The organism is Pseudomonas sp. RU47, assembly GCF_004011755.1.
GTDB lineage: Bacteria > Pseudomonadota > Gammaproteobacteria > Pseudomonadales > Pseudomonadaceae > Aquipseudomonas.
In genome coordinates this window covers 377,596-396,405 of record NZ_CP022411.1, presented here as the reverse complement: position 1 = coordinate 396,405, position 18,810 = coordinate 377,596, and the positions used below count along the sequence as shown (strand labels likewise).

Annotated in this window: 11 protein-coding genes; 6 read left to right on the top strand and 5 right to left on the bottom strand. The window is 59.6% G+C overall.

Going from position 1 to position 18,810, the window contains the following annotated elements; translation table 11 throughout:
• Positions 1-295: 295 nt before the first annotated feature.
• The 3 genes from CCX46_RS01785 to CCX46_RS01775 all read right to left on the bottom strand — a co-directional run bounded on the left by CCX46_RS01785 (position 296) and on the right by CCX46_RS01775 (position 7,946).
• The gene (locus CCX46_RS01785) at positions 296-1,660 is read right to left on the bottom strand and encodes a DUF3999 domain-containing protein (protein WP_127925502.1); all 1,365 of its coding nucleotides are present in this window, start codon (positions 1,658-1,660) and stop codon (positions 296-298) included.
• Positions 1,657-5,241 (bottom strand): DUF2339 domain-containing protein, encoded by a 3,585-nt coding sequence (locus CCX46_RS01780; protein WP_127925501.1) that lies wholly within the window; start codon positions 5,239-5,241, stop codon positions 1,657-1,659. The genes CCX46_RS01785 and CCX46_RS01780 overlap by 4 nt, the downstream gene beginning before the upstream one ends.
• 254 nt (positions 5,242-5,495) lie before the next feature.
• Positions 5,496-7,946, bottom strand: a complete 2,451-nt coding sequence (locus tag CCX46_RS01775) for a glycogen/starch/alpha-glucan phosphorylase (protein ID WP_038359984.1) — start codon at positions 7,944-7,946, stop codon at positions 5,496-5,498.
• Between the two features lie 260 nt (positions 7,947-8,206).
• Between CCX46_RS01775 and CCX46_RS01770 the strand changes: the two genes are divergently transcribed.
• A complete protein-coding gene (locus CCX46_RS01770; RefSeq protein WP_008080573.1) occupies positions 8,207-8,644 on the top strand; it encodes a YkgJ family cysteine cluster protein in 438 nt (145 codons plus the stop codon).
• Positions 8,645-8,937: 293 nt separating this feature from the next.
• Here CCX46_RS01770 and typA read toward each other — a convergent pair whose 3' ends face one another.
• Both typA and thiI read right to left on the bottom strand, forming a co-directional pair.
• A complete protein-coding gene (typA, locus tag CCX46_RS01765; protein ID WP_034153003.1) occupies positions 8,938-10,758 on the bottom strand; it encodes a translational GTPase TypA in 1,821 nt (606 codons plus the stop codon).
• Positions 10,759-10,897: 139 nt separating this feature from the next.
• The gene (gene thiI, locus CCX46_RS01760) at positions 10,898-12,352 is read right to left on the bottom strand and encodes a tRNA uracil 4-sulfurtransferase ThiI (protein ID WP_095047172.1); all 1,455 of its coding nucleotides are present in this window, start codon (positions 12,350-12,352) and stop codon (positions 10,898-10,900) included.
• Positions 12,353-12,680: 328 nt separating this feature from the next.
• Here thiI and glnA point away from each other — a divergent pair, with 328 nt between their 5' ends.
• From glnA to ntrC, 5 genes are all read left to right on the top strand, one after another.
• A complete protein-coding gene (gene glnA / locus CCX46_RS01750) occupies positions 12,681-14,087 on the top strand; it encodes a type I glutamate--ammonia ligase (RefSeq protein ID WP_007909254.1) in 1,407 nt (468 codons plus the stop codon).
• Between the two features lie 282 nt (positions 14,088-14,369).
• Positions 14,370-14,882 carry a DUF4124 domain-containing protein gene (locus CCX46_RS01745; protein WP_127925500.1) on the top strand — a complete coding sequence of 171 codons (513 nt, stop codon included), beginning with the start codon at positions 14,370-14,372 and terminating at the stop codon, positions 14,880-14,882.
• Entirely contained in the window at positions 14,879-15,502 is a 624-nt protein-coding gene (locus tag CCX46_RS01740; protein WP_127925499.1) for a DUF4124 domain-containing protein, read from the top strand. The genes CCX46_RS01745 and CCX46_RS01740 overlap by 4 nt, the downstream gene beginning before the upstream one ends.
• A 231-nt stretch (positions 15,503-15,733) precedes the next feature.
• Positions 15,734-16,819 carry a nitrogen regulation protein NR(II) gene (gene glnL / locus CCX46_RS01735; RefSeq protein WP_122593979.1) on the top strand — a complete coding sequence of 362 codons (1,086 nt, stop codon included), beginning with the start codon at positions 15,734-15,736 and terminating at the stop codon, positions 16,817-16,819.
• A complete protein-coding gene (ntrC, locus tag CCX46_RS01730; protein WP_007961729.1) occupies positions 16,816-18,252 on the top strand; it encodes a nitrogen regulation protein NR(I) in 1,437 nt (478 codons plus the stop codon). Before glnL ends, ntrC begins: the two co-directional genes overlap by 4 nt.
• The last annotated feature ends 558 nt before the right edge of the window (positions 18,253-18,810 follow it).

The following is an 18,810-nucleotide window of genomic DNA, read 5'->3' as shown; positions in this document are numbered from 1 at the left end:
CGCAGTTTACAGGGAGTCTGAAACCGTAGCGAGCGAAGACGCCCGGTAACGTGCGTTGGGGTGTATTTGCCTGTATGAGACGTGATTGTCGGGGGAGAGTTCAGGTAGCGGGTTTAGCGTAGACCGGTTCGGGACGGGTGGTGCAGGTGATCGAGACAGTTTTTGGATTTTTGTCGTTTGGGAAAACGCTATCGCGAGCAGGCTCACTCCTACAGTTAACAGTATTCCAACTGAAGAAATGCGATCCCCTGTAGGAGTGAGCCTGCTCGCGATCGGGTGCGCAGCACCCGCCCTTTCAGGATTTAGCGGGAGGCTTGCGCAACAAGCTAAACGCCATCGCCCCGAGAAAAACCACGCTGAGCAACAACACCGCCCACAAGCCGATCTTCTTCCAGTTGGTCTCCGCCACCGCCGCTGTGGTCGCCGTCGAAGTCTGCGTAGCCACCACGGCACCCTGCACCGACGCCTTACCCAACGTAGCCAGCTTCTCCGGTTTGAAATCGGGAATAAGCGTCGCCAATGGCAAGTTCGCCGTTTTCACCGTCGGATTACCCAACGCCAAACTGTACGGCCCCTCCCCCCGTGCAAGGAAAATCACCTGCGTGGCTCGCACCGCGTACTTCACGCTTGGCGCCTGCTCGCCCAGACCACCGCCACGCTCATCTACCGTCAGCTTCAACTGTTGCACGGTCTGCCCGTAGAGCTGCAATTCGTTCTGCACCACGTCCTGACCATTCTGGGTCAGGCGATAGAGCAGACCGCTGCTCAGTTCCTGCCACGGCAAGCTGCTTTCACGTCGGCCCGACAATGTCACCGGCGCCAGACTGTTCGGTTGTTTGATTTCGACCTGCACCCGCTCGACATTCAGCCCCATCGGCAACTGCCAGGTGTATTCCCCGGCCTTGGTGCTGCTGCCGGCCACTGCCTGCGACCAGACCAACGGCAGCGGCACATTGCGCGGATCACTGCTTTTCAGTTGTGCCGCCGTCAGGATCGGCGCCGAATTCGGCGACTCCCACAACAGCCGCACATAACGCGCCGATTGCCCCGGCAATGTCACTTCATGCTGCTCAATGCGCTCATCGGAAAAGGTCAGCCGTGCCACCTGCCCTTCGCCCCATGGCTGCCAATGTTGCAGGTCGTCACTGGCCTCAATGCTGAAGCGCTGAAAACCGTCGCGCTCGCTGGTCCAGTCGAGGATCAACTGCTGCAACGGCGCCTTGATCGCACTCGCATCCAACAGCCAGCCGCGCAGAATCTCTTCTCCAGCCTCCAACTGACTGGACGGCTGCACCTCGACCAATGTGCCGTTGGTGGTCGCTTGCACACGCACATTCGGCGCGCGTTCACTGGCGTCAGCGGCGTTGTACAGCGGGAACCATTTCACCTCATGTAACTGACCGTCGTCGCGGGTTTGCGCCGACTCGCGCGCCAAGGCGTAAGCCTGCGGTTCGCCGGCGGCATTGAACACACGCAGATCACTGAGATCGGTCTGGCGTGCCTGCAATTGCACGCTCAACGGCAATTCGAGGCGGTACCACGGGCCGTTGCCACTGACCGACAACGGCACCTGCGTGGCGAAGTCCGCCGGTTTTTCCTGGGCGCCGGCCGCCATCACCACGCCCAACGCCAACCAACCCAGATTCAGCATGCGACTCAAGATGAAACTCCTTCGGTGTCCGGGACCGGTTTGTCCGCCGCCGGGTCAGCATCGACGCGTTTGGGCGGCAGCGGCGCGAAATAACCGACCACCAGCAACAACACTCCGACGCCGATAAACGAGACGATCCGGGCGAGACCGCCACGGTTGCTCAGTTCGACAAAAATCAGTTTGGCCACGACCAGCGCAATCAATGCTGCGCCGATCAGCCACACTTCGCGGCGATGACGCAGATGGCCGCCGATCATCAGCCCGAGCGCCATCAGCGTCCAGACGATCGACAAGCCAGCCTGCACCAGCATTGAGGCGAGCAGCGTATCCAGCTCGAACGGGATCCCGGCCCAATGGTGCGCGGCGCGGGTGACCAGCGCGGTGCAGAAGGCGAACAGCGAAATCCCGGCAATCAATTGCGTGGCGTTATCGGCGTAGTCCTGCCGAATCGACAACTGCGAAATCGCACTGCGCGACCAGACATAGACGCCGAACAAGGCGAACAACAAACCCAGCTCTAATGGATTGAGCAGCGGTACGTAAGGAAGTGGCTCGGCATTACCATCGCTGACGCCATTGGCCAGCCAGAACCACGCCAGCATCAATACCGCCAGCGGCGCAGCCGCATACAAGCGGTACTCGCGGGCAAACGCTGCGACCGGCCACGGCCATCTGCGCGGTGCTGCTGCCAGCAGCAGGTAAACGCTTGGCAGAATCGCCCAACCCAGCCAACGCCAGGCGTTGTATTGCTCGGACAACAGCAGCAGGCCGTAGCGCAATTCCAGCGCCAGCACGCCGATCAGCAGCCAGCAGCCGAGCACATGTGCCGTGCTCAAAGCGCGCGCCGGCAGCATCGGCGCCAAGCGTCGCAAGCTGAAGAAATGCACGGCGAATATCGCCGCCCATGCCAGCCAGCCAAAGTCAGCTGCCGGGTGATAACGCGAATGCCACGCGCCGAACAGCACAAGAGCCGCCGCCGGAATCAGCAAGGTGCAGAGCAAGCCCAGCGCCGGCCATTTCAAACGTAGCGACAACACAGTCCACAACCCCACGCTTACGGCTGCAACCAAGAGCAGCAACGTGCCTTGCAGATTCGGCGCAGCAAAACGCAGTACCTCGCTGACCCACGCCAACGCCCACCAACCCGCGCCCCACACCAGCAATACTTCGGACAAGCGCTGCAAACTCAACGCATCGAATGCCGAGGCGTGATTGCCCAGTTGCAGGCGCCACGCACCGATCATTGCCGCCAGGCCCAGCACCAGCGGCGTCCAGAATCCGCCATGGGCCAAAGGCTTCAGCCCTTCGCTGGACAGCGGCCCGAGCAGTTCCGGACCGGCCAGCAAGAACGCCGCGCCGCCAATCACCTGCAATAGCAGACCAAAAACAAAACTCACAAGCTGCTTGAGGTACAGACTCAGCCAGATGATCAGCAGGCCACTGGCCGCCCACACCGCGCTCGCGGTCTGCCACGGCAGGACAAACAACACCGCGAGATTGATCAGCACCAGACCGGCCAACAACACCACCGACAGACCGCGCAGCAGACGCACGTCGCCGCGCACCATTTCATCGCGAGCCGCCAACAGCATGCCGGCAATCAACGCCAGACCGATCAGCGAAGCGCTGAGCAAGCCACTCCAACCGGCGCTGAACACCGCCGCCGAGTCTTCGCCCGCGCCTTGCAGGCGCAACAAGAACAGTGCGCCACCGAGTAACTGCACGGCAAACGCGGTGAACAGGAACGTGCGCGACTGAATTCGCAGGCCGACAAACAACGTCACCAACCCGGCCAGTGCCCAACTGATCGCCGTGGCCTGAACGAAGAAGAACAGCGGCGCCAGCAGATAAAGGAAGGTCAGGCCCAGACACGCCAGCACCGGCAAGCCTTGACGCTCCCAGGGCGAGGCCTGTTGCGGCGAAGCCTTGCGCAATTGGTAGAAACTGAACAGCAACGCGAAGCCCAGCATCAGCGCACCCAGCGGAGCACCGTCGAGCAAACTGCTTTCGCCAACCCGCAACTGACTGAGGAAGGCTAACGCGGAACCCAGTTGCAGTAGCAAGGCAAAGGCCCGGGCGAACGGTCGATGCTGACGCAGACCGAGCCAGAAAATCCCCGCGCCTTCCACCGCCCATGCCGCCGAGGTCCAGCGCGCATCCAGCCCCAGCGGGATCGCCAGACTGGCAAAAATCACCCCGAGCGCCAGACAGGTTTCACCCAGCAGCACCGCACGACCGCCCATCAATACCTTGGCCAGCGCCATGTAGATCATGCCCAACGCCAGCGCACTGAACGCCGCGGCAAACTCCAGATGCTGCACCAGCGCAAACTGCAAACCGAAACCAATGATTGGCGGACCGAACAGCATCGTCCCGTCGACATAATCGCCCTTGCGGGCCGACCAGTGCAGCAAGGCATCACGGTCGCTGTCTGCCGGCGCGTCAGACATATCGAGCAATTTGCGCCGGGCAAACAACAGGCCGATAGCGAGGTACATCAGGAAGAACAGAATCAGGAACGGCTCGGTGCTCCACAACAGCTCCGGCGCATACGAACGCAGGCCCCAGGCGAAGCCGATACCGAAGGTGCCGACAAAGCCGATCAGGTTGAGCAAGCGCCAGGCCTTGAACCAGGCGATAGCGAGAATGCCGGCATTGAGCAAAGCGAAATAACTGAACAGTGCGACGTGGTTGCCGGCGCCGGTCGAGGTCAGGATCGGTGCGGCGAATCCACCCAATGCGGCGACGGCAGCCAACGCCAGCGAGTCTTGGGTGATCGCCAGAATCGCCGAAAACACCGTGACCGCGACCAACAGGCCAAGCGCAGCGGACGGATCAAGTAACGGATGCAGACGCATCGCCGCAAACACCGTCAAGTACAGCACCGCAATCCCGGTGCCTTGCAGCATCAACGCGTAATTGCTGTTGCGCCGGCGTAGCCACCAGCCCAGCGCGAGCAAGCCCAACGCGGCTGCCGCGACACCGGCGTAACGTACCTCGATCGGCACAACCATGCCTTCGGTGGCGTAGCGCAGCAGAAACGCCAGACCGAAGAACAGCAACACCACGCCGACCCGCAGCACGGTGTTGCCGCCGAACAACCAATTGCGCGCGGCGCTGATTCCGCGTTCGATGAGGTTCGGGCCACGGGGTTCGGCGGGGGCTTGGGGTTCAGGAGTAACGGCATCGAGACGCCAGACATCGGCGGGCAGCGGTTGACTGGTTTCGCTGGCGACGGCGGAAATCGGTTCGAGTTCGGGCGGCAGTTCCCAGACCAGTTCGGGGGCAGGAGCTTCTGCGGCGGCTTTGACCGGTTCTACGACGGGCTCGGTAACCGGCGGCGTACTCGCTGGCGACGCGGCACGAACCGGTGCCCCTTCGAGCAGAAACAGGCGCTGTTCGACGCCCTGCAAAGCGACCTTCGCCTGCTCAAGTTGACGTTGCTGCTCCATCGCCTGCGAGCCAAGCCGCGCGATGCGGATCGTCTGCCCGATCACCAGCCCCAGCAGCGCGCCCAACAGCGCATCACTGAACGACTCGTCGAGCAGCCAGCCGAGCACCAGCCCGATCAACATGAACATCCATTGCATGGTCGATATCCCTAAGCAGCCCCAAGACAGGGCGAGTCCGGCGATTGCTTCAGTCTAGGCACAAACCCAGTGGGAGCGAGCCTGCTCGCGAAAGCGGTTTGTCAGCCAACATTTCTGTTTAACATGACAACCGCTTCGCGAGCAGGCTCGCTCCCACATTGGATTGGTGGTGACTGGCGCTGCCGGTAACCGGCGCTCAGTATATCGATCCGGCCCAACAAACGTTGGGCCTTGCGCACATTTGTTGTGGAAAGTTACTCCAACGCTTTCCAGATATCCGTGGCGTACTCGCGAATCGTCCGGTCCGAGGAGAACCAGCCCATCCGCGCCGTGTTCAGCACCGCTGAACGCCACCAGTTGTTGCTGTCGTGCCAATGCTCTTCAACGCGTTTCTGCGCTTCCCAATAGGAGTCGAAGTCGGCGCAGACCAGGAAGCGGTCGTAATCCACCAGAGAATCGATCAGCCCGGTGTAGCGCGAAGTGTCATCCGGCGAGAACACCCCGCTGCGAATCGCTTGCAGCACATCGTTCAAACGATGCGACGCGGCAATGTCCGGCAACGCGCTGAACTCGTGGTTCTGTTTGCGCGCTTCGACCTGCTGCGCGCTGAGGCCGAAAATGAACATGTGCTCAGCACCAATGCGTTCGCACATTTCCACGTTGGCGCCGTCCAGCGTGCCGATGGTCAGTGCGCCGTTGAGGCCGAACTTCATGTTACTGGTGCCCGACGCTTCGAAGCCGGCAGTGGAGATCTGCTCGGACAAGTCCGCCGCCGGAATGATGCTCTCCGCCAGGCTGACGTTGTAGTTGGGCAGGAACACCACTTTCAGCAGGCCGCGCACCGTCGGATCGTTGTTCACCACCCGCGCGATGTCGTTGGTCAGCTTGATGATCAGTTTGGCCTGGTGATAACTCGCCGCAGCCTTGCCGGCGAAGATTTTCACCCGTGGCACCCAATCGACTTCCGGCTCAGCGCGAATCGCCTGATACAGCGCCACGGTGTGCATCAGGTTGAGCAACTGACGTTTGTATTCGTGGATCCGTTTAACCTGCACATCAAACATCGCCGCCGGATTGACCGCGATGCCCAGCCGTTCGTGAATCAGATAGGCCAGCGCTTTTTTGCTGTGCAGCCGTTGTTCGGCAAAAGCTTTGCGGAACGCAGTTTTTTCGGCAAACGGCTCGAGATCGAGCAGACGCTCTTCGGGGTTATCCAGTAGATCCGGGCCGAGCGCGTCGACCAGCATCGAAGTCAGTTCAGAGTTGGCCTGATACAACCAGCGGCGGAAGGTAATGCCGTTGGTTTTGTTGTTGATCCGCTCCGGATACAGCTTGTGCAGTTCGGCGAACACGGTTTTGCGCATCAATTGCGTGTGCAATCCGGACACGCCATTGACGCTGTGCGAACCGAGGAAAGCGAGGTTGCCCATGCGCACCCGGCGACCGTTGTCCTCTTCGATCAGCGACACCGCACGCAGCACGTCAAAATCATGAATGCCTTTGGCGCGCAGCGAGTCGATGTGCTGGGCGTTGATCAGGTAAATGATCTGCATGTGCCGCGGCAGCATGCGTTCCATCAGGCCCACCGGCCAGGTTTCCAGCGCTTCCGGCAGCAGCGTGTGGTTGGTGTACGACAGCGTATCGACGGTGACTTGCCATGCCGCATCCCACGCCACGTCGTAGACGTCGACCAGTTGGCGCATCAGTTCGGCTACGGCAATCGAGGGATGGGTGTCGTTGAGCTGGATCGCCGCGTGATCGCCCAAGGTCAACACCGAGGTGTGCATATTGCGGTGACGACGCAGCAGATCTTGCAGCGACGCAGCGACAAAGAAATATTCCTGGCGCAGGCGCAGCTCTTGCCCTGCTTCGGTGCTGTCCGCCGGGTAAAGCACGCGGGAGATGCTTTCGGCACGGGCTACTTCGGCAACGGCGCCCAAGTGGTCACCGGCGTTGAAGCGTTCCAGGTGCAAATCTTCCATGGCGCGGGCACGCCACAGGCGCAAAGTGTTAACGCTCGCCCCGCGCCAGCCGACTACCGGCGTGTCGTAAGCAATGGCGCGAACGGTTTCTGCTGGCGACCAGACTTGCTTGGATTTACCAGAGACATCGGTCACGGTTTCAACGCTGCCACCGAAGCCGATGGTGTAAACCACTTCCGGCCGCTCGAACTCCCACGGGTTACCGAAATCCAGCCAGTGCTCGGTCTGCTCCTGCTGCCAGCCGTCAACGATGGCCTGACGGAACAAGCCGTGTTCGTAACGAATGCCGTAACCGTGACCGGCGATGCCGAGGGTCGACATGCTTTCCATGAAGCATGCGGCCAGACGACCGAGGCCGCCGTTGCCGAGCGCCGCATCGGGCTCCAGCAGACGGATGCGCTCCAGATCAACACCGAGTTCAGTCAGCGCTTCGCGGGCCACATCGAGCAGGCCAAGATTGCTCAGGCTGTCGTAGAGCAAACGGCCGATAAGAAATTCCAGCGAGAGGTAATACACCCGTTTCTGACCTTTGCGGTAGATCTGCCGGGTGTGGTCCATCCAGTGTTCGACCATGTGATCACGCGCCGCCAACGCAATGGCTTCGAACCAGTCATGGTCGAAGGCGTGATCGGGGTCTTTGCCCACGGCGTAGGTGAGTTTGGTCAGGACGGCGTCGCGAAATGCGGCCACCTCTGCTTCGCGAACTAGTGGTTCTTGAGTCATCGATAGGACCTCGAGCGAGCGGGGAATTGTCTGAGCCTAGACGGTCTGACCGACGGTAGCGGCTCTGGTTCGGCAGTTTTTCCCGAGACTGTGAGATAGCCCGGCATTACCTTGGCGAGTGAGCTAATGAATGCAGGGGCCGTGCCGAATTGTCCGGCAATGTGCCTGCACGCAGAAAAAATCTGGCGAAAGGTTGTTCAAAAATCCACCAGTCCCGGTATGATCGCGCGCCCTGATGCATACACACCTGGTAACTCCCGATGATGAAGCCCAACCTGATTGCCGCCGCCGAGATCGATCGTCTCGATACGTGGGCGAAATACTCAGCCCCGATGTGCGGTTCCTGCATATCCAGCTGCTGCACGCTGCCGGTTGAGGTAAAGATCAAGGATCTGGTGCGCATCGGTGTGGTCGACGAGTTCGAACTGGGTGACCCGCCAAAGAACATCGCCAAGCGTCTGCAAAAGGAAGGCCTGGTTGAACGTTTCAATCAGAAGTCCGGCATCTTCACCCTGCAGCGCATGAGCAACAACGATTGCTACTACCTGGATCGTAAGAGCCGCCTGTGCACCATTTATGACAAGCGCCCGGACACTTGCCGCAATCACCCGAAGATCGGGCCGCGGCCGGGGTATTGCGCGTACAAGCCGAAGGAAGTCGTGCGCGAGCAGAATTTCCGCGCAATCGAGAAGTTTTAAACGCTTACCCTCATCGGAACGCCGCCCGCCCAGCCCTCTCCCGGAGGGAGAGGGAGCCGACCGAGGTGTCTTGCGCCTGACACCGACCTGAAAAATCCAGTCGATTATAGATTCGGTACAGCCCCACCAGGTCGACGCATTTCTAAAACATCCCCCAATCAGTCCCCTCTCCCTCCGGGAGAGGGCTAGGGTGAGGGGCTCTTGATCTTCAAGACCCAACCTGCATTTCCCCCAGACAAACAAAAACGCCCCCGGTCTCGCGACCGGGGGCGTTTTTTCAAGCTCGGGCTAAGTTACGCCTTGGCTTTCTTGGCAGCGCGGGTACGCTCGCTTTCGTCCAGGATCTTCTTGCGAAGACGGATGGACTTAGGAGTAACTTCGCACAGCTCGTCTTCCTGGATGTATTCCAGAGCCTGTTCCAGGGTGAAGCGAACAGGTGGAACCAGAGCGATGGTTTCGTCTTTACCCGAAGCACGCATGTTGTCGAGCTTCTTGCCTTTGGTCGGGTTTACACCCAGGTCGTTGTCGCGGCTGTTCTGACCAACGATTTGACCGTTGTAGATCTCCTGGCCGTGTTCTACGAACAGCTTGCCACGAGCCTGCAGGGTTTCCAGCGAGTAGGTCAGTGCCTTGCCGGTTTCAACCGAAACCAGAACGCCGTTCTGACGGCCGGACATGTGGCCCGACTTGACGGTGTCGTAGCGATCGAAGATCGAGGTCAGGATGCCAGCACCGTTGGTCAGGGTCAGGAACTGGTTACGGAAACCGATCAGACCGCGAGCAGGGATGTTGTATTCCAGACGAACACGGCCTTTGCCATCCGGCACCATGTTGCTCAGGTCGCCCTTACGCAGACCCATCTCTTCCATGACCTTGCCCTGAGCTTCTTCAGGGATGTCGATGGTGACGTTTTCGAACGGTTCTTGTTTAACGCCGTTCACTTCACGAATGATTACTTCAGGACGGCCCAGGGCCAGCTCGAAGCCTTCGCGACGCATGGTTTCGATCAATACCGAGAGGTGCAGCTCACCACGGCCGGAAACCTTGAACTTGTCGGCGGTGTCGCCTTCTTCAACGCGCAGTGCAACGTTGTACAGCAGCTCTTTGTCCAGACGGTCCTTGATGTTACGGGACGTCACGAACTTGCCTTCTTTACCGCAGAATGGCGAGTCGTTTACCTGGAAGGTCATCGAAACGGTTGGCTCGTCAACGGTCAGAGGCTTCATCGCCTCGACAGTGTCCGGGTGGCACAGGGTGTCGGAGATGAACAGCGAGTCCATACCGCTGATGCAAACGATATCGCCTGCTGCAGCTTCTTCAACGTCGATGCGGTGCAGACCGTGGTGACCCATCAGTTTCAGGATACGGCCGTTACGGCGCTTGCCGTCGGCACCGATCGCCACAACCGGGGTGTTCGGCTTGACGCGGCCACGAGCGATACGGCCAACGCCGATAACACCCAGGAAGCTGTTGTAGTCCAGAGCGGAGATCTGCATCTGGAACGCGCCATCACGGTCAACAGCCGGAGGCGGAACGTGGTCGACTACCGCTTGGTACAGCGGGGTCATGTCTTCAGCCATGGCGGTGTGATCCAGACCGGCAATGCCGTTCAGGGCCGAGGCGTACACAACCTGGAAGTCCAGTTGTTCTTCGGTAGCACCGAGGTTGTCGAACAGGTCGAAGATCTGGTCCAGAACCCAGTCCGGACGCGCGCCTGGACGGTCAACCTTGTTGATTACCACGATCGGACGCAGGCCGGCTTCGAAAGCCTTCTTGGTCACGAAACGGGTTTGCGGCATAGGGCCGTCTTGAGCGTCAACCAGCAGCAGAACGGAGTCGACCATCGACATTACGCGTTCAACTTCGCCGCCGAAGTCGGCGTGGCCCGGGGTGTCCACGATGTTGATGTGGTAGCCGTTCCAGTTGATGGCGGTGTTTTTCGCCAGAATGGTAATACCGCGCTCTTTTTCCTGGTCGTTGGAGTCCATCACGCGCTCGTCGTTGAGCTCGTTGCGCTCCAGAGTGCCGGATTGACGCAGGAGTTTGTCTACCAGGGTGGTTTTACCATGGTCAACGTGGGCAATGATGGCGATGTTGCGTAGATTTTCGATCACTTGTGTATCTCGATCAGAGGATTCGGTTTGCTGACAAGTCTTGGCAGCGATTAGCAGTAGTGTCCGGCATGGCCGTTACAGCTTGACGGCGGTGTCGGGGGGCCGGTGACGCAGGCCACAGGCAAACAGCCCCGGGCACTTAGCTCGGTCGATAAACGCGCACATTGGCATGCCCCTCACTGAGCAAATGGTGAGCATGCAGGCGACTCATCACGCCTTTGTCGCAATACAGCAGGTACTGGCGAGTCGGATCCAGCTCCTTGAAACGAGCGTTCACTGCGTAGAACGGCATCGTCTGTACTTCTACGCCAGCGAGTTCCAGCGGCTCATCCTCGGCGGCATCCGGGTGACGGATGTCGATCACGATCTGGCCGGCCAGTGCTTCGCTGACTTCTTCAATCTGTACGTCCTGGCCCAATTCGTCGATCACCCGATCGATCGGCACCAGTTTGGCGTTTTCGAGCGCACGCTCGAGGACCGCCATGTCGAATTCTTTCTCTTCGTGCTCAACGCGACCGCGTTTGGCGGCGGTCTTCGGATTGACCGAAATAACCCCGCAGTATTCCGGCATGTGCCGGGCGAAATCGGCGGTGCCGATCTCGTTGGCCGTGTCGATGATGTCCTGCTTGTGCGCCACGATCAGCGGACGCAGGACCAGTTTGTCGGTCACGCAGTCGATCACCGACAGGTTCGGCAGCGTCTGGCTCGACACCTGGGAGATCGCCTCGCCGGTGACCAGCGCTTCGATGTGCAGACGGTCGGCGATGTTGGAGGCCGCGCGCAACATCATACGCTTCAATACGACGCCCATATGACTGTTATCGACTTTGCCGAGAATTTCGCCCAACACTTCTTCGAACGGAACACTGACAAATAGCACGCGTTGCGAGCTGCCGTACTTCTTCCAGATGAAATGCGCGACTTCCATCACGCCCAATTCGTGGGCACGACCGCCCAGATTGAAGAAGCAGAAGTGCGTCATCAGGCCGCGACGAATGATCTGGTAGGCCGCAACCGTCGAGTCAAAGCCGCCGGACATCAATACCAGCGTCTGCTCCAGGGCGCCGAGCGGGTAGCCGCCGATGCCGTTGTGCTGGCTGTGAATGACGAACAACCGTTTGTCGCGAACTTCGATACGGACTTCGATTTCCGGCGCTTTCAGGTCGATACCGGCGGCACCGCACTCACGGCGCAGCTTGCTGCCGACGTATTTTTCGACGTCCATCGAGCTGAAGGTGTGCTTGCCGGCACGCTTGCAGCGCACCGAGAAAATCTTCCCGGCCAGTGCATCGCCGTAGTGCTGTTTGCACTTCTCGGTGATGTCGTCGAAGTCGCCCAGCGGGTACTCGTCGATCTGCAGGAAGTGCGCGATGCCCGGCATGCAGGTCAGGCGCTCACCCATCTCTTTCAAGGCTTTGGGGTCGGTAACGCGGGTTTCCAGCTCGAGATTGTCCCACACACCGTTCACCACCACGGCCGGGTCCAGGTCGCGGAGCACGGTGCGGATGTTCTTGGCCAGCTGGCGGATGAACTTCGTCCGGACAGGTCGGCTTTTGATGGTGATCTCGGGGAAGACTTTTACGATTAGTTTCATGAAAACAGCGCGCGAACGGCCAGCCGAAAAAGGGGGGCGCGGATTATAGCGGAAATTGCTCAAGGTTTAACCAGTTAATGTGCAGAAGGTTTTGCACGCACCAAAACAGGTCATTTTCGTTTTACGACGCTACATTAAAGGGCGAGATTTTCCGCATTCAGGCGCTTTGCACCTTAATAAGCGTGAATCTGGGGCAAAAAACCCATGCTGGGGCACTGGCATGCAATTTGCTCCCTTGTGAGGCAGGTTGCCTTGGCAGAGTATTCGCGCCGGCATCACCCAAATTCAAGGGCATCCACTACCAAGCCCGAAGCCACCCGGAGGACATATGTCGAAGACGGTTCAACTCATCAAAGATCATGACGTCAAGTGGATTGATCTGCGCTTCACGGACACCAAAGGCACTCAGCACCACGTGACCATGCCGGCTCGCGATGCGCTGGATGAAGACTTCTTCGAAGTCGGCAAGATGTTCGACGGTTCCTCCATCGCTGGCTGGAAAGGCATCGAAGCCTCCGACATGATCCTGATGCCGGTTGACGAAACTGCCGTTCTCGACCCGTTCACCGAAGACGCCACCCTGATCCTGGTGTGCGACATCATCGAACCTTCGAGCATGCAAGGCTACGACCGCGACCCACGTGCGATCGCCAAGCGTGCTGAAGAACACCTGAAAGCCACCGGTATCGGTGACACCGTGTTCGCTGGTCCAGAGCCTGAGTTCTTCATCTTTGACTCGGTGAAATTCAAGTCGGACATCTCCGGCTCGATGTTCAAGATCTACTCCGAGCAAGGTTCGTGGATGTCCGACCAGGACATCGAAGGCGGCAACAAAGGTCACCGTCCAGGCGTCAAAGGCGGCTACTTCCCGGTGCCACCGTTCGACCACGACCACGAAATCCGTACCTCCATGTGCAACGCATTGGAAGAAATGGGCCTGACCGTTGAAGTTCACCACCACGAAGTGGCGACTGCCGGCCAGAACGAAATCGGCGTCAAGTTCAACACCCTGGTGAAGAAAGCCGACGAAACCCAAACCCTGAAGTACGTTGTGCACAACGTTGCTGACGCTTACGGCCGCACCGCGACCTTCATGCCGAAGCCACTGTACGGCGACAACGGTTCGGGCATGCACGTACACATGTCGATCTGGAAAGACGGCAAGAACACCTTCGCAGGTGAAGGCTATGCCGGCCTGTCCGATACCGCTCTGTACTTCATCGGCGGCATCATCAAACACGGTAAGGCCCTGAACGGCTTCACCAACCCGGCGACCAACTCCTACAAGCGTCTGGTGCCAGGCTTCGAAGCTCCGGTAATGCTGGCCTACTCGGCTCGCAACCGTTCCGCTTCGATCCGTATTCCTTACGTGTCGAGCCCGAAAGCCCGCCGTATCGAAGCACGCTTCCCGGATCCGGCTGCCAACCCGTACCTGGCCTTCGCAGCACTGCTGATGGCTGGTCTGGACGGCATCCAGAACAAGATCCACCCAGGCGACGCTGCCGACAAAAACCTGTACGACCTGCCGCCTGAAGAAGCGAAAGAGATCCCACAAGTTTGCGGCAGCCTGAAAGAAGCCCTGGAAGAGCTGGACAAGGGCCGCGCGTTCCTGACCAAGGGCGGCGTGTTCTCCGACGACTTCATCGACGCTTACATCGCGCTGAAATCGGAAGAAGAAATCAAGGTTCGCACCTTCGTACACCCACTGGAATATGAGCTGTACTACAGCTGCTGATCCGGTAGCGCCGCGTTACGTGGCGTGAGTGAAAGAGGCCTCCTTCGGGAGGCCTTTTTTATTGCGATTTATGGCTCGACGCAAATCCCTGTAGGAGTGAGCCTGCTCGCGATAGCGGTGGATCATTGAAGGTGATGCTGACTGACACTACGCCATCGCGAGCAGGCTCACTCCTACAGGGGATTTGTGGTGTCTGAATGATCTCTGAATGTTTACCGGGTTGGGCCAACCACCGCGTCTGGCCTATGCTGCACCCCATCGCTTTCAATCCCGGTCGATTTCATGGGTCGCACCTTTCTCTACATTCTGCTGCTGATCGCCCTGCCCGCCGCCGCGCAGATCTACAAGTACACCGACGCCAACGGCAACACGGTGTACAGCGATCACTCGCCCGATGGCGTGCAGGCGCAGCCAGTGGAGTTACCGCCGCTCAATCGTGTCGAGCCGCAGGCACCCAGCGCATCACCCGCGCCCGAAACCGCCAACCGTGAGCCTGCGCGCAACGCCTACGACATTCTTGAACTGGCCGGCCTGCCAACTGAAGAAGCCCTGCGCGCCAATAACGGCACCTTCACCGTCCAAGTGCTGATCAAGCCGCGCCTACAGCCGCCGCATCAGTTGAGGCTGGTATTGGACGATGAGCCTTACGGTCAGCCGAGCAACGTGCCGATCCTGCAACTGGTGAACGTCGATCGCGGCGAACATCGCCTCGCGGTGCAGGTGATCGACGGACAGACGATCATCCAGCAGAGCCCACCAGTACCTCTCAGCGTGCAGCGGGTGCACAAGCCATGATCCGCGCATGTTTGTTCGTCGTGTTGGCGCTGATGACGCTGCTGGCCTCAGCCGAGGTCTTCACCTATACCGATGCTCAGGGCAATCGTGTCTACACCGACCAGCCCCGCGGCAACGCCAAACGGGTGCCCATCGCGACCAGCAATCGCATGTCGGCCAATCCCAGCGCCGCTGCGCCGATTTCCACGGCGAAAAAATCCCCGGAACAGCCGCCCTTCCACTACGACATGCTGCGCATTCTGGTGCCCGAGCCCGATGCCACGATTCGCAGCAGTGCCGGCGAAATCATCGTCAGCGTCACCAGCGAGCCGGGCCTGCAAAAAGGCCATCGCTACCGGCTGTTGCTGGATGGACAGGCCACCGGCGAACCAGGTCTGAGTCCGGTGTTCCCGCTGAACAACATTGATCGTGGCAGCCATAACCTTTCAGTGGAAATCCTCGATGCACAGGGGCGAACGGTCGAACGCACCGCCAACCAGCCTTTCCACATGCAGCGCATTTCTCTCGCGCAAAAACGCCAGATCAAACCCTGCGTCGCCGAAGACTACGGCGTGCGCCCGGAATGCCCACTGAAAGACAAACCGCCTGAGCCGAAAAACCCCTTCCTGCGTTTCTTCTAACGCCGCTCAGCTTTGCGCACTATATTGGTGCAATGGATTGCACCGTACCCACAATCCAACCCATTTTGGTTCGAAACTTCCCGTTCGAGCTGGCACCCTGCCACTCAAACGAGCGTCAAACGCCTGTTTCAGGCGTTTGACGCTTCTTTTCAGAGCCTTGGTTTGGTTTTTGCATTTTCCGTTCACCGACGCTTGTTATTTGCGCACGCTCCGCCCCCAAAAGAGGCTCCGATGACTATTAGCGACGCAATCCACCGTTTGCTGCTCGACAACCTGACCACCGCCACGATCCTGCTCGACGCCGAATTGCGCCTCGAGTACATGAACCCGGCGGCGGAGATGCTGCTCGCCATCAGCGGGCAGCGCAGCCATGGGCAATTCATCAGCGAGCTGTTCACTGAATCCACCGAGGCGCTCAATTCCCTGCGCCAGGCGGTGGAACAGGCGCATCCGTTTACCAAGCGCGAAGCCATGCTCACCGCGCTCACCGGCCAGACCTTGACCGTGGATTACGCGGTGACGCCAATCCTCAGCAATGGCGCGACCATGCTTCTGCTGGAAGTCCATCCGCGTGACCGCTTGCTGCGGATCACCAAGGAAGAGGCACAGCTGTCCAAACAGGAAACCAGCAAGATGCTGGTGCGCGGTCTCGCCCACGAGATCAAGAATCCGCTCGGCGGCATCCGCGGCGCAGCACAATTGCTGGCCCGCGAGCTGCCGGAAGAAAGTCTGCGCGATTACACCAACGTGATCATTGAAGAAGCCGACCGCCTGCGCAATCTGGTCGACCGCATGCTCGGCTCGAACAAGCTGCCGTCGCTGGCGATGTGCAACGTCCACGAAGTGCTGGAGCGCGTCTGCCAACTGGTCGAAGCGGAAAGTCAGGGCTGCATCACCTTGGTGCGCGATTACGACCCAAGCATTCCCGACGTATTGATCGACCGCGAGCAAATGATTCAGGCGGTGTTGAACATCGTGCGCAACGCGATGCAGGCGATCAGCAGCCAGAACGAGCTGCGTCTGGGCCGCATCAGCCTGCGCACCCGCGCCATGCGCCAGTTCACCATCGGCCACATCCGCCATCGCCTGGTGACCAAGATCGAGATCATCGACAACGGCCCCGGGATCCCGGCGGAACTTCAGGAAACCATTTTCTTTCCCATGGTCAGCGGACGCCCGGACGGTACCGGGCTCGGTCTGGCCATTACCCAGAACATCATCAGCCAGCACCAGGGCCTGATCGAGTGTGACAGCCACCCAGGCCACACCACGTTCTCGATCTTTCTGCCACTGGAACAAGGAGCCACATCGACATGAGCCGTAGTGAAACCGTATGGATCGTCGATGACGACCGTTCTATCCGTTGGGTTCTGGAAAAGGCCTTGCAGCAGGAAGGCATGACCACCCAGAGCTTCGACAGTGCCGACGGTGTGATGAGTCGTCTGGCCCGTCAGCAGCCTGACGTGATCATTTCCGACATTCGCATGCCGGGTGCCAGTGGTCTGGATCTGTTGGCGCGAATCCGCGAGCAACACCCAAGGTTGCCGGTCATCATCATGACCGCTCATTCCGATCTGGACAGCGCTGTCGCCTCCTATCAGGGCGGCGCGTTCGAGTACCTGCCGAAGCCGTTCGACGTCGATGAGGCGGTGTCGCTGGTCAAGCGTGCCAATCAGCACGCCCAAGAACAGCAAGGCCTGGAAGTCGTGCCGGCGTTGACCCGCACCCCGGAAATCATCGGCGAAGCGCCGGCGATGCAGGAAGTGTTTCGCGCCATCGGGCGCTTGAGCCACTCCAACATCACCGTGCTGATCAACGGTGAATCCGGCACCGGTAAAGAACTGGTCGCCCACGCTCTGCACCGCCACAGCCCACGCGCGGCCTCGCCGTTCATTGCACTGAACATGGCGGCGATCCCCAAGGATCTGATGGAATCCGAGCTGTTCGGCCATGAGAAAGGCGCGTTCACCGGCGCGGCGAACCTGCGTCGCGGCCGTTTTGAACAGGCTGATGGCGGCACATTGTTCCTCGATGAAATCGGCGACATGCCGGCTGACACACAGACTCGACTGTTGCGCGTATTGGCCGACGGCGAGTTCTATCGTGTTGGCGGCCATGTACCGGTCAAGGTCGACGTGCGCATCATTGCGGCGACGCACCAGAATCTGGAAACCCTGGTGCACGCCGGCAAATTCCGTGAGGACTTGTTCCACCGCCTCAACGTGATCCGCATCCACATCCCGCGCCTGTCGGATCGTCGCGAAGACATTCCGACCCTGGCCAAGCACTTCCTTAGCCGCGCCGCGCAGGAACTGGCGGTCGAGCCGAAACTGCTGAAAAGCGAAACCGAGGAATACCTGAAAAATCTGCCGTGGCCGGGCAACGTGCGTCAACTGGAGAATACGTGCCGCTGGATCACCGTGATGGCGTCCGGGCGCGAGGTGCATATCAGCGACTTGCCGCCGGAACTGTTGAGCCTGCCACAGGACTCCGCACCAGTAACCAACTGGGAACAGGCGCTACGTCAGTGGGCGGATCAGGCATTGGCGCGCGGTCAGTCGAGCCTGCTCGACAGTGCGGTGCCGGCGTTTGAGCGGATCATGATCGAGACGGCGTTGAAGCATACCGCCGGACGTCGGCGTGATGCCGCGGTGTTGCTGGGTTGGGGGCGCAATACCCTGACGCGCAAGATCAAGGAATTGGGTATGAAGGTTGATGGTGGGGATGATGATGAGGGGGATGAGGGTTAACGCTTAAGGATTGTCGTTTACTCAGGATCGATCCCCCTCACCCCAGCCCTCCCGAAACGTCGGACCGCCCCCAAGGGGGAGAGGGGAAAGGGAGCCGATCTCGGGTGGTTTCGAGGCCTGAGTTCGGCTCGGTATCTCAGGTCGACGTAATTTGACCGGGCGACCCGGTCAGTCCCCTCTCCCTCTGGGAGAGGGTCAGGGTGAGGGGCCACCGTGCACCGCATCAATGCACAATGACCCGTGATCGCGCACAGCCGTATCGCCACAACCACTCCTGAAAACACTGAAGAACCCTTTATTGAAAAACACGAAAGCCCCGAATTCCGGGGCTTTCGCGTTTCTGATCAGCTTTTTTGTTTCAACATTTTAAAACCTGGCACGCCCCCTGCAATACCTCTCACAGGTGATTCGATTCACCACCCGTTTCGGGGACCTTGGTACAGGCAGGCCGGGGATTCCCCTCTTTACACCGGGCACACACCGCAACGCGATGCGCCCACCCTTTTGGGATCCTTGGTACAGGCAGGCCGGGGGTTCCCTCTTTACACCGGACCGACG